The 14,372-nt window shown below is 46.4% G+C and carries 12 protein-coding genes; 11 read left to right on the top strand and 1 reads right to left on the bottom strand.

Annotated features, from left to right (window positions below; translation table 11 throughout):
• Positions 1–7 precede the first annotated feature (7 nt).
• The 11 genes from murE to lpxC all read left to right on the top strand — a co-directional run bounded on the left by murE (position 8) and on the right by lpxC (position 13,552).
• Positions 8–1,489 carry a UDP-N-acetylmuramoyl-L-alanyl-D-glutamate--2,6-diaminopimelate ligase gene (gene murE, locus LIX84_RS14090; RefSeq protein ID WP_226421558.1) on the top strand — a complete coding sequence of 494 codons (1,482 nt, stop codon included), beginning with the start codon at positions 8–10 and terminating at the stop codon, positions 1,487–1,489.
• Positions 1,486–2,850: a UDP-N-acetylmuramoyl-tripeptide--D-alanyl-D-alanine ligase gene (locus tag LIX84_RS14095; protein WP_109168782.1), complete on the top strand. Its 1,365-nt coding sequence runs from the start codon at positions 1,486–1,488 to the stop codon at positions 2,848–2,850. The genes murE and LIX84_RS14095 overlap by 4 nt, the downstream gene beginning before the upstream one ends.
• On the top strand, positions 2,850–3,932 hold the full coding sequence (gene mraY / locus LIX84_RS14100) for a phospho-N-acetylmuramoyl-pentapeptide-transferase (RefSeq protein ID WP_005372931.1): 1,083 nt from the start codon (positions 2,850–2,852) through the stop codon (positions 3,930–3,932). The genes LIX84_RS14095 and mraY overlap by 1 nt, the downstream gene beginning before the upstream one ends.
• 39 nt (positions 3,933–3,971) lie before the next feature.
• Positions 3,972–5,285: a UDP-N-acetylmuramoyl-L-alanine--D-glutamate ligase gene (murD, locus tag LIX84_RS14105; protein WP_226421559.1), complete on the top strand. Its 1,314-nt coding sequence runs from the start codon at positions 3,972–3,974 to the stop codon at positions 5,283–5,285.
• Between the two features lie 18 nt (positions 5,286–5,303).
• On the top strand, positions 5,304–6,500 hold the full coding sequence (gene ftsW, locus LIX84_RS14110; protein WP_005396444.1) for a cell division protein FtsW: 1,197 nt from the start codon (positions 5,304–5,306) through the stop codon (positions 6,498–6,500).
• On the top strand, positions 6,487–7,554 hold the full coding sequence (murG, locus tag LIX84_RS14115; protein WP_104974500.1) for an undecaprenyldiphospho-muramoylpentapeptide beta-N-acetylglucosaminyltransferase: 1,068 nt from the start codon (positions 6,487–6,489) through the stop codon (positions 7,552–7,554). Before ftsW ends, murG begins: the two co-directional genes overlap by 14 nt.
• Before the next feature lie 22 nt (positions 7,555–7,576).
• Positions 7,577–9,034, top strand: a complete 1,458-nt coding sequence (gene murC / locus LIX84_RS14120; RefSeq protein WP_226421560.1) for a UDP-N-acetylmuramate--L-alanine ligase — start codon at positions 7,577–7,579, stop codon at positions 9,032–9,034.
• A gap of 192 nt (positions 9,035–9,226) precedes the next feature.
• On the top strand, positions 9,227–10,009 hold the full coding sequence (locus LIX84_RS14125) for a cell division protein FtsQ/DivIB (RefSeq protein ID WP_012842151.1): 783 nt from the start codon (positions 9,227–9,229) through the stop codon (positions 10,007–10,009).
• Positions 10,002–11,264 carry a cell division protein FtsA gene (gene ftsA / locus LIX84_RS14130; RefSeq protein ID WP_226421561.1) on the top strand — a complete coding sequence of 421 codons (1,263 nt, stop codon included), beginning with the start codon at positions 10,002–10,004 and terminating at the stop codon, positions 11,262–11,264. The genes LIX84_RS14125 and ftsA overlap by 8 nt, the downstream gene beginning before the upstream one ends.
• Positions 11,265–11,294: 30 nt before the next feature.
• The gene (ftsZ, locus tag LIX84_RS14135) at positions 11,295–12,533 is read left to right on the top strand and encodes a cell division protein FtsZ (protein WP_226421562.1); all 1,239 of its coding nucleotides are present in this window, start codon (positions 11,295–11,297) and stop codon (positions 12,531–12,533) included.
• Positions 12,534–12,634: 101 nt separating this feature from the next.
• On the top strand, positions 12,635–13,552 hold the full coding sequence (lpxC, locus tag LIX84_RS14140) for a UDP-3-O-acyl-N-acetylglucosamine deacetylase (protein WP_025768410.1): 918 nt from the start codon (positions 12,635–12,637) through the stop codon (positions 13,550–13,552).
• Positions 13,553–13,665: 113 nt separating this feature from the next.
• Here lpxC and LIX84_RS14145 read toward each other — a convergent pair whose 3' ends face one another.
• Entirely contained in the window at positions 13,666–14,124 is a 459-nt protein-coding gene (locus LIX84_RS14145) for a DUF721 domain-containing protein (protein WP_012842148.1), read from the bottom strand.
• Positions 14,125–14,372: the final 248 nt, after the last annotated feature.

Here is a 14,372-nt window from a genome sequence, read left to right on the forward strand (position 1 = left end):
AACAAATATGACTAAAGCCATCAGTATGGACGTGCTGCTTTCCCCTTGGGTGGATTGCCCTAGCTTATCGTCCGTTCTTGTTTCTGAATTGGAGCTCGACAGCCGAAGAGTTCAGCCTGGAACCACGTTTGTTGCGGTGATTGGCCATGTTGTGGATGGGCGTAATTTCATTGCTTCTGCCATTGAGCAAGGCGCCAATGCGGTTCTAGCGCAAGGCTGTGAGGTAAAAGCACACGGCACGGTGGAAATCATCGATGACGTTCCCGTTATTTACCTCGATACGTTGGATCAACGTTTATCTGCAATCGCTGGAAAGCTCTATGCTTACCCAGATATGGATTTGGTTGGTGTCACCGGTACCAACGGCAAAACCACCATTACCCAGCTAATTGCACAATGGCTAGAGCTACTTGGCCACAAAGCGGCAGTGATGGGCACGACGGGAAATGGTTTTCTCGACAATTTACAGCAAGCCGCGAATACAACAGGGAATGCTGTAGAAATTCAGAAAACGCTCTCTTCTCTCGCAAATCAACAAGCCGCATACACCGCGCTAGAAGTTTCTTCTCATGGCTTAACGCAAGGCCGTGTCAAGGCATTGTCGTTTGCGGCGGGTGTGTTTACTAATCTAAGTCGTGATCACCTAGATTACCATGGCACGATGGAAGAGTACGCCAATGCAAAGCTGGGGTTGTTTACGCAACATCAATGTGAACGTGCCATTATCAATATCGATGATGAGGTCGGTCATGCATGGGCGTCGCAGTTAAGCAATGCGATTGCGGTGTCACTCAAACCGAACACTGAATTTGAAAGCGCAATTTGGGCGACAGATGTCCGTTACGCGGAGTCGGGTATTACTATCCAATTTGATGGTAAATTTGGCTCAGGTCAATTGCACGCGCCACTGATTGGTGAGTTTAACGCAACCAACATAATGCTCGCTTTTGCGACCTTATTAAGCTTGGGTAAGGATAAACAAGCGTTACTCGAAACCGCAGGTCAGTTACAACCTGTACTCGGCCGAATGGAGTTATTCCAGACAGAGGGCCGTGCCAAAGTCGTGGTCGATTATGCCCATACTCCTGATGCACTAGAAAAAGCGCTGCACGCTTTACGAGTTCATTGTGAAGGCCAGCTGTGGGCTATTTTTGGCTGCGGAGGCGATCGCGATGCAGGTAAGCGCCCAATGATGGCGGAAATTGCAGAGCGTCTAGGCGACAGAGTGGTGTTGACTGACGATAACCCACGCAGCGAAGAGCCGGCTCAGATTGTAAAAGACATGCTGGCTGGGCTGTCAAAACCTGCCGAAGCGATTGTGCAGCATGACCGTTTCAAAGCACTGTCTTATGCGGTTGAGAACGCTTCGCCAAACGACATCATCTTGTTAGCGGGTAAGGGCCACGAAGATTATCAAATTCGGAATGGCGAAACGATTCATTACTCCGACCGTGAGTCCGCTATGCAGCTTTTAGGATTGTCCTTATGATCAAAGTAACATTATCTCAAATTGCCAACATCACTCGCGGTGAGCTATTCGGCGATGATCTACTTATCGACGCGGTTTCTACTGATACACGAGCGATTGACAACTGTGCTTTATTTGTTGCGCTGGTGGGTGAGCGCTTTGATGCGCACAACTTTTGCCAACAAGCGGTGGATGCAGGCGCTGGTGCTTTACTCGTACAAAAACGTTTAGATGTGAATGTGCCACAAGTCGTGGTGTCGGACACCAAAATGGCACTGGGTGAGTTAGCCTCTTGGGTGCATCAAACTTGCCAAACACCTACCGTTGCCATCACAGGCAGTTGTGGTAAAACGACCGTCAAAGAAATGGTCGCGAGCATTCTGCAATTGAAAGGCAAAGTGCTGTTTACTGCAGGTAACTTCAATAATGATATTGGTGTTCCGTTGACGTTATTGCGCTCACAGCAGGATGACGATTATGCCGTGATTGAGCTTGGTGCTAACCATATCGGTGAAATTGCTTACACAACGCAGTTAGTAAAACCAGATATCGCGTTAGTAAATAATGTAGCCGCCGCGCATCTTGAAGGCTTCGGTTCTATTGATGGCGTGAAACAAGCCAAAGGTGAAATTTACCAAGGTCTTGCTGCAGGTAGTATTGCGATTGTCAATTTAGACAGCAATGGCGAAACAAAGTGGGAAAGCGTGCTGGCGGATAAGGAAGTTATCACCTTCTCACAAAGTAATTCTGCGGCTGATTACTATGCATCAAATATCGTGATGAATGCCGCGGGAGAGGCCAGCTTTAACCTACATATCGCAGCAAGCTCACAAGAAATTGAACTGTCTCTGGGTATTATAGGTCAACACAACGTGGCGAATGCAATCGCAGCTTCTATTATTGCGTTACAAATGGGCGCCACATTAGAAGAGGTTCGCGCTGGCCTTAAACATTTAAACAAAGTGAAAGGTCGCGTCGAGGTTGAAGCGCTGAGCGAAAAAATCAAATTGATTGATGACAGCTACAACGCAAGCGTGCCAGCCATGAAAGCGGCGGTTGACTTATTGGCTGCTTTCCCAGGTCAGCGCTGGCTGATTTTAGGTAATATGGCGGAATTGGGCGAGGAAAGTCTTGCACTTCATCGTCAAGTCGGGGAACATGCTGCCCCACAAAAATTTGAACATGTTCTCACATATGGTGCAGACGCCAAGGTGATCAGTGAGCTTTGCCAAGGCATTCATTTTGAGACGCACCAAGAGATGATTGAATACATCAAGCAGCATCTAGACCAAGCCGTTCCTGAAAACCATACGATTTTGGTGAAAGGAGCGAACGGTGCACGTATGTTTGAAGTCGCTGCTGCTTTGAAGGAGTATTATTAATGATTATTTGGCTTGCCGAGCTGCTACAGCCATACCTGTCTTTTTTCCGATTGTTTGAATACTTGTCTTTTCGAGCAATTCTAAGCGTATTAACCGCTCTGGGTCTGTCGTTATGGATGGGACCAATCATGATCAAGCGTTTGCAAATGCTGCAAATTGGTCAGGTAGTACGTAACGAAGGTCCTGAATCTCACTTTAGTAAGCGTGGTACTCCAACGATGGGCGGTATCATGATCTTAGCGGCCATCTCAATCACAATCTTGCTTTGGACTGACTTATCCAACCCATATGTATGGGCGGTCTTGACGGTTTTGCTTGGCTACGGTGCAGTCGGATTTGTTGATGATTATCGTAAAGTGGTGCGCAAAAATACCGATGGTTTGATCGCGCGTTGGAAGTACTTCTGGCAATCGTTGATCGCGTTTGTCGTCGCTTTTGCATTGTACGCTTACGGTAAAGACACTGCAGCCACTCAGCTCGTGGTGCCATTCTTTAAAGACATCATGCCGCAACTTGGTTTGATGTACATTATCCTGACTTACTTTGTGATTGTCGGTACGAGTAACGCGGTTAACCTGACCGATGGTCTAGACGGTTTGGCAATCATGCCAACGGTTCTTGTTGCTGCAGGCTTCGCGGTTATTGCATGGGCGACGGGTAACGTTAACTTCTCTGAATACCTTCATATTCCATACCTACCACATGCTTCTGAGTTGGTTGTCGTATGTACAGCAATCGTCGGTGCAGGCCTTGGTTTCTTGTGGTTTAACACGTATCCAGCACAAGTGTTCATGGGTGATGTCGGCTCACTAGCGCTTGGCGGCGCGTTAGGCACTATTGCTGTTCTCGTTCGTCAAGAGTTGGTGTTGGTGATCATGGGCGGTGTGTTTGTGATGGAAACGCTGTCGGTAATTCTACAGGTGGGTTCATACAAACTGCGTGGTCAGCGGATCTTCCGTATGGCACCGATTCACCACCACTACGAATTGAAAGGTTGGCCAGAACCTCGCGTAATCGTGCGCTTCTGGATTATTTCTATGGTTCTTGTTCTGATTGGTCTTGCGACATTGAAAGTGCGTTAATCGCACTTTCCAAGAACAAGATTTACAGTGTGATCAAATATGGAACGTTGGCAAAACATACATAGTGTTGTCGTCGTAGGGCTCGGTATTACCGGGCTCTCTGTCGTTAAACACCTAAGAAAAAATCAGCCACAGCTTGTGGTCAAAGTCATTGATACTCGCGTAAACCCTCCGGGAGCAGAGCGCTTGCCGGAAGGTGTTCAACTGCATAGTGGTGGTTGGAATACAGACTGGCTTTCTGACGCTGATCTTATCGTGACCAACCCTGGTATTGCGCTAGCGACACCAGAGATCCAAGCCTTATTAGCAAAAGGCACGACAATAGTTGGTGATATTGAGTTATTCGCCTGGGCGGTGCAGAAACCGGTGATTGCGATTACGGGCTCAAACGGTAAGAGCACAGTCACCGATCTCACTGGCGTGATGGCCAAGGCCGCGGGTTTGGAAGTTGGCGTTGGTGGCAATATCGGCGTTCCTGCATTGGATTTACTAGAACATGACGCAGACCTGTATGTGCTTGAACTCTCAAGCTTCCAGTTAGAAACGACGTCAAGCTTAAAGCTCAAAGCCGCTGCGTTTCTGAATCTTTCTGAAGATCATATGGACCGTTATCAAGGCATGTCTAACTATCGACAAGCCAAGTTGCGTATTTTTGATCATGCTGATCTCGCGGTAGTTAACCGTGATGATAAAGAAACCTTCCCAGATGCAGAGGTGCCATTGGTGACATTTGGCAGCGACAATCAGGACTTTGGTCTCGAGGTGGATGGCAACCGTACTTGGCTGCTCGATCACGGTCAACGAGTCGTCGCAAGTGATGAGCTTAAGTTGGTTGGTAAACACAACTTATCCAATGCATTGGTCGTTTTAGCGCTCTTAAAGGCTGCGGGCGTTGATTATCACAACGCATTGAATGCACTTAAAAATTACACGGGACTGACACACCGATGCCAGGTGGTTGCGGATAATCAAGGCGTAAAATGGGTGAATGACTCTAAAGCAACTAATATTGCGAGCACTATGGCTGCGCTATCTGGTTTGGAATCGACAGGCAAGCTCTACTTGCTCGTTGGTGGTGTTGGCAAAGGTGCTGACTTCTCGCCATTAAAACCGATCTTCGCGACGCTTAACTTGCAACTGTGCTGCTTTGGCGCTGATGGCGATGAATTTATGCCACTGCATGAATCTGCAATACGTTTCGACACCATGGAAGATGTGATTCAACAAGTATCTTCGCAGTTAAAACCAGGTGATATGGTGATGCTGTCTCCTGCATGTGCTAGCTTTGATCAATTCGACAACTTTATGGCAAGAGGTGATGCTTTCGCTGCTCTTGCTCAGAAATATGCATAATTAAAGGTTACACACTTCGTGGGTTTAGGTAACGTTAAACGCAGTATTGGCAATTGGCTCAAGCATCCAGCCCCAGAGGCGATGTTTGATCGTCAGTTAGTGTGGATTGCACTGGGTTTGATGTTGACTGGTTTGGTCATGGTAACCTCTGCATCTTTTCCAATCAGCTCTCGATTAACGGAACAGCCGTTCCATTTTATGTTTCGTCATGCGACGTTTCTCGTGCTGGCGTTAGGGACCTCCGCTGTTATTTTGCAAGTGCCTTTGCAAGAGTGGTTTAAGAAGAGCCATTACTTACTTTGGGCTTCTTTCGCACTGTTGATCATCGTGCTCTTGGCGGGTAAGTCGGTTAATGGTGCGTCTCGTTGGATTCCCCTTGGGCTGTTTAACCTTCAGCCAGCGGAAGTCGCGAAGCTATCGCTGTTTATCTTCATGTCTGGTTACTTAGTTCGAAAGCAAGACGAAGTACGACAAACCTTCTTTGGTGGCTTTATGAAGCCAATCATGGTGTTTGCTTTCTTCGCAGTATTACTGCTTGGTCAGCCAGACTTGGGTACGGTCGTCGTGATGCTAGTAACACTGTTTGGCATGCTGTTTATCGCAGGCGCAAAACTGACTCAGTTTCTCGCGTTGATGGTGGCAGGTATCGGCGCTGTGGTAGGTTTGATTTTAGTCGAACCATACCGTATGCGACGAGTAACCTCCTTCCTTGACCCGTGGGAAGACCCATTTGGCAGTGGCTATCAGTTGACTCAGTCTTTGATGGCGTTTGGTCGTGGTGAATGGTTCGGTCAAGGTCTCGGTAATTCAATTCAAAAACTGGAATATCTACCGGAAGCGCATACCGACTTTGTGTTTGCCGTACTTGCTGAAGAGCTCGGTTTTGTTGGCGTTGTGTTGGTCTTAATGTTGATTTTTAGCTTAGTGTTAAAAGCGGTTTACATAGGCAAGCGTGCGTTTGAAGAAGGCGAAATGTTCGGCGGTTATCTGGCTTTCGGTATCGGTATTTGGTTTGCGTTCCAGACGTTGGTTAACGTTGGTGCTGCAGCCGGTATCGTACCAACCAAAGGTTTAACACTCCCGCTAATCAGTTATGGTGGTTCCAGTCTGATTATTATGTCCGTCGCAGTGTCCATATTGCTGCGTATCGATTACGAATGCCGCTTGAAACGCGAGCAACAACAATCAGAACAACAAACTAATGAAACAAAATAAACGTTTGATGGTGATGGCTGGTGGTACTGGCGGTCACGTATTCCCAGGGTTAGCTGTAGCAAAACAGCTGCAAGAGCAAGGCTGGGAGATCCGTTGGTTAGGCACGGCGGATCGAATGGAAGCGGATTTGGTGCCAAAACATGGCATTGAAATCGATTTTATCAAAGTGAAAGGGTTACGAGGTCAAGGCGTAAAGCGTCTGCTTGCAGCTCCATTTCAAATTATTAATGCCATCATGCAAGCTCGGGCGCACATGAAGCATTGGAAGCCCGATGCCGTGTTAGGTATGGGTGGTTATGTGAGTGGTCCCGGTGGTATTGCGGCTTGGTTGAGCGGTATTCCTGTTGTTCTGCACGAACAAAACGCGGTTGCGGGTTTGACAAACCAATGGCTATCAAAAATTGCTAAGAAAGTCTTTCAGGCCTTTCCTGGCGCGTTCCCTAATGCTGAGGTAGTCGGTAACCCAGTTCGTGAAGACCTAACAAGATTAGAAGCGCCTGCAGAGCGAATGCAAGATCGCCAAGGCCCAATTCGTATTCTGGTGATGGGCGGTAGCCAAGGTGCACGCATTCTTAACCAAACTCTGCCAGAAGTGATGGCAAAGTTGGGCGGTGATTACTGTATTCGTCATCAAGCGGGCAAAGGTTCCGCCGAAGAAGTGAACGCAGCATACCAAGCTAATGGTGTGGTAAATGCAGAAGTCACAGAGTTCATTGACGACGTAGCAGAGGCTTATGCATGGGCTGACCTTTTAGTTTGTCGTTCAGGGGCGTTAACCGTTTCTGAAGTTTCTGCTGCTGGCGTTGGTGCGATCTTTATTCCTTTTATGCATAAAGATCGCCAACAAGCACTGAATGCCGATCATCTAGTAGAATGCGGCGCAGCGAAAATGATTGAACAACCAGATTTAACCGTTGAGTCTCTGACTCAGCAGATCCAACAATTGGATCGCCAAGCTTTACTTACGATGGCTGAGCAAGCGCGTGGCGCTGCTAAATTGAATGCCGACCGAGTTGTCGCACAAGCCATTGTCGCTTTGACCGAAAAGCGTTAACGAATTATTGAGAATAGAATTGATGACAATCCAACATACACAAGACTTAGCTCAGATTCGCGCCATGGTGCCAGAGATGCGCCGCGTGAAATCCATCCACTTCATCGGTATTGGTGGTGCGGGCATGAGCGGCATTGCAGAAGTGCTGTTGAATGAAGGCTATCAAATCACGGGTTCTGACCTATCAGAAAACCCTGTGACAGAGCGTTTAGTATCAAAAGGTGCGACGGTATTTATCGGGCACCGAGCTAGCAATGTTGAAAAAGCCAGTGTGGTTGTGGTTTCAACCGCTATCAACGAAGAAAACCCAGAAGTGATGGCAGCGCGGGAGTTACGTATCCCTATTGTACGTCGTGCTGAGATGCTCGCTGAGTTGATGCGCTTCCGTCATGGTATTGCCGTTGCGGGCACGCACGGTAAAACGACGACGACGGCACTCGTGACACAAATCTATTCTGAAGCAGGCCTTGATCCAACGTTTGTAAACGGCGGCTTGGTGAAAAGCGCTGGTACAAATGCTCGTTTAGGCTCGAGTCGTATTCTAATTGCCGAGGCGGATGAGAGCGACGCGTCATTCCTGCACCTGCAACCAATGGTAAGTATTGTCACCAATATCGAAGCCGATCATATGGATACTTATGGTGGTGACTTTGAAACGTTAAAGCAAACCTTCATTGATTTTCTACACAATCTACCGTTCTACGGCCAAGCTATTGTTTGTATTGATGATCCTGTGGTTCGAGAGTTAATCCCACGTATTAGTCGTCAAGTGATTACTTACGGTTTCTCCGAAGATGCTGACGTACGCATTGAAAACTATCGTCAAGAAGGTCAGCAAGGCAAATTTACGGTAGTACGTAAAGGGCGTGCCAACCTAGATATCACTCTGAACATTCCAGGTCGTCACAATGCACTTAATGCGTCGGCTGCGATTGCAGTGGCTACCGAAGATGACATTGAAGACGATGCAATTCTAAAAGCAATGGCCGGTACGCAAGGCACGGGACGACGTTTTGATCACCTTGGCGAGTTTGATACCGGTAATGGTCATGCCATGTTAGTGGATGATTACGGACACCACCCAACAGAAGTTGATGTGACCATTAATGCTGCGAGAAGCGGTTGGCAAGATAAACGTCTCGTTATGATTTTCCAACCACACCGTTATAGCCGTACTCGTGATCTGTACGATGACTTTGCGAATGTGCTAGAGCAAGTTGATGTATTAATCATGTTGGATGTTTATGCCGCAGGTGAAAAGCCAATTGCAGGAGCTGATGGACGTTCATTGTGTCGCACAATTCGCAGTCGAGGTAAGGTAGATCCGATTTTTGTTCCAGAAATCGAGCAATTACCTTCAGTTTTAGCTAACGTTATACAAGACGGCGACCTAATCTTAACGCAAGGTGCGGGTGATGTTGGTAAAGTGGCGAAACAACTGGCAGGTCTTGAATTAAATATAAACAAGATGCTTGGTTAACACAGATTGTTGGTGCGAAGGACAGATAAAGACTCAGATCTCGATTTTGCGTCAATATCATTGTGATTTATTGCTATCAGTGTTTGATAGTTTACAAGAGCTCAGTATAATCCCAAGGTTAAAGTCAAGACTTTTACCTCTGCGTAATTATGTGGGTAAAAAGTACACGACAAAAGTCAGGAAACGAAGACGTTGTTGAATATTGCACTGAATGACGAGCGACCAAACACGGATAATAACCGTGGTCGCCAAGAGAAAATCTTGGGTGCGTTATTTTTCGTTGTGGTTGTGACCTTAATTAGTTCTGTTTTGTACTCGGCGATCAGTTGGATGTGGGATGACCAAAGGTTACCTCTCTCCAAAATAGTACTTCAGGGAAAACTGGAGTATGTCCAAGCTGACGATGTGCAGGCTGCATTTAGTCGAATAGATCACATCGGTACATTTATGTCTCAGGATATTGATGTATTACAGCAAAGTGTCGAAGCTCTGCCATGGGTGGCGCATGCCGCAATCCGAAAGCAGTGGCCGGATACAGTAAAAGTTTTTTTGACAGAGCATCAACCTGAAGCCATTTGGAATGGCAACGAACTGTTAGATAAAAACGGGTTTGTTTTTGATGGCGATGTGGCTCTGTTACAAGAAGAAAAAGTGAAACTGTACGGACCCAAAGACAGCGGACCAGAAGTCTTACAGACTTACCGTGATTTGAGTCCTAAGTTTCAGCAATTGGGTTTAGCGATATCGTCTCTGGTATTAAACGAGCGACGAGCTTGGCAAATCATCCTTGATAACGGTATTCGATTAGAGCTCGGTAAAGAGTCTCTTCTTGAGCGTATAGAGCGATTTTTTAAGCTCTATAACAAGCTTGGCAGTGACACGCAAAGAATCAGTTATATCGATCTTAGGTACGATACAGGAGCCGCAGTTGGTTGGTTTCCTGAACAAGAGTTAGAAGAGAGTACAGATGACTAAGCCCGCTGATGACAACATTATTGTTGGTCTTGATATAGGCACTGCAACCGTATCGGCTCTAGTGGGTGAGGTTCTACCAGACGGTCAAATTAATATTATTGGCGCAGGTAGTAGCCCTTCACGTGGCATGGATAAAGGTGGCGTGAATGACTTGGAGTCGGTTGTAAAATCAGTACAACGTGCAATTGATCAAGCTGAATTGATGGCCGAGTGCCAGATCAGCCGAGTCTTCATTTCGTTGTCTGGTAAGCATATCGCAAGCCGAATTGAAAAAGGTATGGGCACGATTTCAGATGAAGAAGTGTCTCAAGAAGACATGGATCGCGCTATCCATACCGCAAAATCGATTAAAATCGGTGATGAACAGCGAATCCTTCATGTGATTCCGCAAGAGTTCACCATTGATTACCAAGAGGGAATCAAAAATCCGCTTGGTTTATCTGGGGTAAGAATGGAAGTAAGTGTCCACCTTATCTCATGCCATAATGACATGGCACGCAATATTATTAAGGCGGTAGAACGATGCGGCCTTAAAGTAGAGCAACTCGTATTTTCTGGGCTTGCTGCAAGTAATGCAGTAATCACCGAGGATGAAAGAGAGCTTGGAGTTTGTGTGGTGGATATTGGCGCCGGCACGATGGATGTGGCCATCTGGACTGGCGGTGCGTTACGTCACACAGAAGTATTTTCGTACGCAGGAAATGCTGTAACCAGCGATATTGCTTTTGCTTTTGGTACGCCAGTGAGCGATGCTGAAGAAATAAAAGTCAAATATGGCTGTGCTTTGAGTGAACTGGTCAGTAAGGATGACACGGTTAATGTACCAAGCGTAGGTGGGCGACCATCACGTAGTCTGCAACGTCAAACGTTGTCAGAAGTGATTGAGCCACGCTACTCTGAGCTTATGGGACTGGTTAACCAAACTATTGACTCTGTACAAGCGAAATTGCGCGAAGAGGGTATAAAGCACCATCTAGCTGCGGGAGTGGTACTCACCGGCGGTGCTGCGCAAATGGACGGAGTGATAGAATGTGCGGAACGCGTATTCCGCAATCAAGTAAGGGTCGGCAAACCGCTCGAAGTCAGCGGATTAACTGACTATGTAAAAGAGCCGTACCATTCTACGGCAGTTGGATTACTTCATTACGCAAGAGACATGCAGTCTAGCGACGATAGCGATTATAATGAACCTAAACGCTCATCTGTTACTGGCTTTTTCGATAAATTGCGTAACTGGATACAAAAAGAGTTTTAACCTGAGTTGCAGGATAAACGGAGACAACACATGTTTGAACCGATGATGGAAATGTCTGACGATGCAGTAATCAAGGTCGTTGGGGTTGGTGGCGGCGGTGGTAATGCCGTTGAACACATGGTGCGTGAATCCATCGAAGGTGTGGAATTCATCAGCGTCAACACTGATGCGCAAGCACTTCGTAAGACAAGCGTTGGCAATGTTATTCAGATCGGTGGCGATATCACCAAAGGTCTGGGTGCAGGTGCTAATCCACAGGTTGGCCGTGACGCAGCTCTCGAAGACAGAGATAGAATTAAAGATTCCCTAACTGGCGCCGATATGGTGTTTATCGCAGCTGGTATGGGTGGCGGTACAGGTACTGGTGCAGCACCTGTTATTGCTGAAGTAGCTAAAGAGCTTGGCATTCTAACTGTCGCGGTAGTGACAAAACCGTTCAGCTTTGAAGGCAAAAAGCGTTTGGCGTTCGCTGAGCAAGGTATCGATGAGCTGTCTAAGCACGTTGACTCTTTGATTACGATTCCAAACGAAAAGCTGCTTAAAGTACTTGGCCGTGGTGTCACGCTACTAGAAGCTTTTGCAAGTGCGAACGACGTTCTTAAGAACGCAGTTCAAGGCATTGCAGAGCTAATTACTCGCCCTGGCATGATCAACGTCGACTTTGCGGACGTAAGGACAGTAATGTCTGAAATGGGTCACGCGATGATGGGCAGCGGTATTGCTAAAGGCGAAGATCGTGCTGAAGAAGCGGCTGAAATGGCAATTTCTAGCCCACTTCTGGAAGACATCGATCTAGCGGGCGCTCGTGGTGTTCTTGTCAATATTACTGCAGGTCTGGATATGCGTCTTGACGAGTTTGAGACGGTTGGTAATACAGTGAAAGCATTTGCTTCTGACAATGCAACTGTTGTTATCGGTACTTCTCTAGATCCAGATATGACTGATGAAATCCGCGTAACAGTTGTAGCGACAGGTATTGGCAATGAGAAAAAGCCAGATATCACGCTAGTTGCGGGTGGTAAAGCGAAAGTGGCTCCGACGCCGCAGGCTCAACCACAACAGCAAGCGGCGGCAACGCAAGCTGAAGAGAAACCGGCACAAACCTTGCAAAATAATCAAGTGCAAGAGAAGCCACAGGTAACTCCTCAGCAGACAAATACAGTTTCTTCTTCTCCAGCATCGTCGAGCCAAAGCTCTGCGGCTCCGAAGCAAGAGAAGGAAAGTGGTTATTTAGATATCCCGGCATTTTTGCGTCGTCAGGCTGATTAATCTTTAATCCATAAATTTGACATGGCTCAAAATTATGGTAGCATTCACGGTCGACGTTACAGACGGCCGTGTTTTGTAGCAAATTTTTGAGAGGCAAGCAGATGATCAGACAACGTACTCTGAAAGAAATAGTGAAAACAACTGGTGTGGGCCTCCACTCTGGTCGTAAAGTCACGCTTACTCTGCGCCCGGCTGCTGCAAATACAGGTATCATTTACCGTCGTACAGATGTAAACCCACCTGTAGATTTTCCAGCTGATCCAGCTTCTGTTCGTGACACCATGCTATGTACTGCATTGGTAAACGACGAAGGTGTGCGTATTTCAACTGTAGAACACTTGAATGCGGCACTTGCTGGTATGGGCATCGACAACATTATTGTCGAAGTAGATGCACCTGAAATTCCAATTATGGATGGTAGTGCTAGCCCATTTGTATACTTGCTACAACAAGCAGGTATCGAAACGCAAAATGCGCCAAAACGTTTCATCCGTATTAAAAAGCCAGTTCGTTTTGAAGATGGCGATAAATGGGCAGAGTTTGTACCATTTAACGGCTTCCGCATGGACTTCGAAATTGAATTTAATCACCCTGCTATTGAGTCAGACGAACAGCGCTTGCTGTTTGATTTCTCTTCAAAAGGCTTCGTTCGTGAAATTTCTCGTGCACGTACGTTTGGCTTTATGCGTGATATCGAATATCTACAATCTCAAAACCTAGTATTGGGTGGTAGTTTCGACAATGCTATCGTATTGGATGATTACCGTATTCTTAACGAAGAAGGTCTACGCTTTGAAAATGAGTTTGTGACTCACAAAGTGTTGGATGCGATTGGTGATCTTTACATGTGTGGTCACCCAATCATCGGTGAATTTCGCGCCTTTAAATCGGGTCACGGTTTGAACAACCAACTTCTGCGAGCAGTTCTTGCTGATCAGGAAGCGTGGGAGTGGACTACATTCGAAGAAGAAGTCGGCTCACCAGTAGCATTCGCTGAACCAAATATGGTGCTTGCGTAAATACTCGGCATTAAAATTAATAAAAACCAGGCTTATGCCTGGTTTTTTGCTATTTGGCTTTAATCTTGGGCTTATTAATAGCATTCGAGCTTTTCAGCATATTGAAATAACGATCACTTACGGTCTTTCTTTTCTGCCATATCGGCCAATCGCTTTAAACGCTCTTGAATTTTAGGCGGTGCCATGTCGGCAATCGTCATCAATGACTTTGCTGCAGATTCTGTTAATGGTGGACGTTTAGGTCTGTCGTCTTGTTCGAAACGATTTCGGTATAATGATGGATTGATCCTCACTTCAACGCTCATCAGTTTGGCAAAGCCTTGAGTACGAAGTTTATTTAGGATCATGAGGCGATCGTAATCGATCTTCATTTTGATCGCGGCACTAGAAACATCGATCAATAGGTGGCCGTTACGAACATTCGCCACCCGGCAATGATCGGCCGTCCCTGTGGGTAAGATCTCTTGCAAAGCTTGGTTAAGCTGTAAGATTTCTCCAGCATGTTCTTGAATCTGCTTGAACTGTGATTCAGCAATAACATCTTCAGTCGAGGTTGGACGGTGATCACGCATAGGTAAAATCTAATTTTGTTGAGATATCAGCTATTCTAGAGCAGCTTTCTATCAAGGTATAGTTTACATTAACGTCTTTCGCTTCAGTTTTACAATGTAGCAAGGTAAAAAGCAAAGTCTGCTCTGAATAGATTACACATATTGTGGTATGCAATATCGTCTAATCAGTCACCACTTTAAGTAAAAACTTCAGAGTGCTTCAAACAAATACGTCTATTTATGGTTGTATCGATGAAAAATCCTTACAC

This window comes from Vibrio sp. E14 (assembly GCF_020515785.1).
GTDB classification, from domain to species: domain Bacteria; phylum Pseudomonadota; class Gammaproteobacteria; order Enterobacterales; family Vibrionaceae; genus Vibrio; species Vibrio diabolicus.

Coding starts and splice junctions, on each gene's coding strand:
- murE (WP_226421558.1), top strand. CDS start 8: ATGACTAAAGCCATCAGTATGGACGTGCTGCTTTCCCCTTGGGTGGAT.
- LIX84_RS14095 (WP_109168782.1), top strand. CDS start 1,486: ATGATCAAAGTAACATTATCTCAAATTGCCAACATCACTCGCGGTGAG.
- mraY (WP_005372931.1), top strand. CDS start 2,850: ATGATTATTTGGCTTGCCGAGCTGCTACAGCCATACCTGTCTTTTTTC.
- murD (WP_226421559.1), top strand. CDS start 3,972: ATGGAACGTTGGCAAAACATACATAGTGTTGTCGTCGTAGGGCTCGGT.
- murG (WP_104974500.1), top strand. CDS start 6,487: ATGAAACAAAATAAACGTTTGATGGTGATGGCTGGTGGTACTGGCGGT.
- murC (WP_226421560.1), top strand. CDS start 7,577: ATGACAATCCAACATACACAAGACTTAGCTCAGATTCGCGCCATGGTG.
- ftsA (WP_226421561.1), top strand. CDS start 10,002: ATGACTAAGCCCGCTGATGACAACATTATTGTTGGTCTTGATATAGGC.
- ftsZ (WP_226421562.1), top strand. CDS start 11,295: ATGTTTGAACCGATGATGGAAATGTCTGACGATGCAGTAATCAAGGTC.
- lpxC (WP_025768410.1), top strand. CDS start 12,635: ATGATCAGACAACGTACTCTGAAAGAAATAGTGAAAACAACTGGTGTG.
- LIX84_RS14145 (WP_012842148.1), bottom strand. CDS start 14,124: ATGCGTGATCACCGTCCAACCTCGACTGAAGATGTTATTGCTGAATCA.